Annotated in this window: 1 protein-coding gene; it reads left to right on the forward strand. The window is 72.9% G+C overall.

The features are described 5' to 3' along the window. Window positions 1–165 precede the first annotated feature (165 nt). On the forward strand, window positions 166–598 hold a 433-nt coding region (locus ACNFOC_RS55045; RefSeq protein WP_416966403.1), incomplete at its 3' end, for a maltotransferase domain-containing protein.

Below are 598 nucleotides of genomic sequence, written 5' to 3' on the forward strand. Positions count from 1 at the left end.
CAGGTGCGTGGCGACCGTCGCGCCCGCGTCGATCGCCTCCACCGTCTCCACCGAGTTCCTGAACATGGCCCAGATCACCGCGAAGTTCGGTCCGTGGCGCGCAGGTCGAGTGCAGGTCCTGGAGCGCGGCTTGCCACCTCGCCGACGTCGAGGACGTCACGCTGTTTGAGCTGCACACCAGCCCCGCCATGCCACCGGTCCGCCAAGGCGGTCACCGGCGAGGCGTTCGAGGTCTCGGCCATCGTCTTCCGCGAGGGCCACGACGCGGTCGCCGCGAACGCCGTCCTCTACGACCCGGACGGCCGCCCCGGTCCATGGACCCCGATGCGGGAGCTCGCCCCGGGCTCCGACCGCTGGGGCGCCACCGTCACGCCCGGCGAACCCGGCCGGTGGACGTACACCGTGGAGGCCTGGAGCGACCCGGTCACCACCTGGCGCCACCACGCCCAGATCAAGATCCCGGCCGGTATGGACACGGAGCTGGTCCTGGAGGAGGGCGCGCGCCTGTACGAACGCGCCATCACCGGCGTACCGAAGGGCAAGGGCCTCCGCCCCGTCCTCCGCGCCGCCGTGTCCGCCCTCCGCGACGAGACCCGCC

The sequence above is a fragment of the Streptomyces colwelliae genome (assembly GCF_048158785.1).
In the GTDB taxonomy this organism is placed as follows: domain Bacteria; phylum Actinomycetota; class Actinomycetes; order Streptomycetales; family Streptomycetaceae; genus Streptomyces.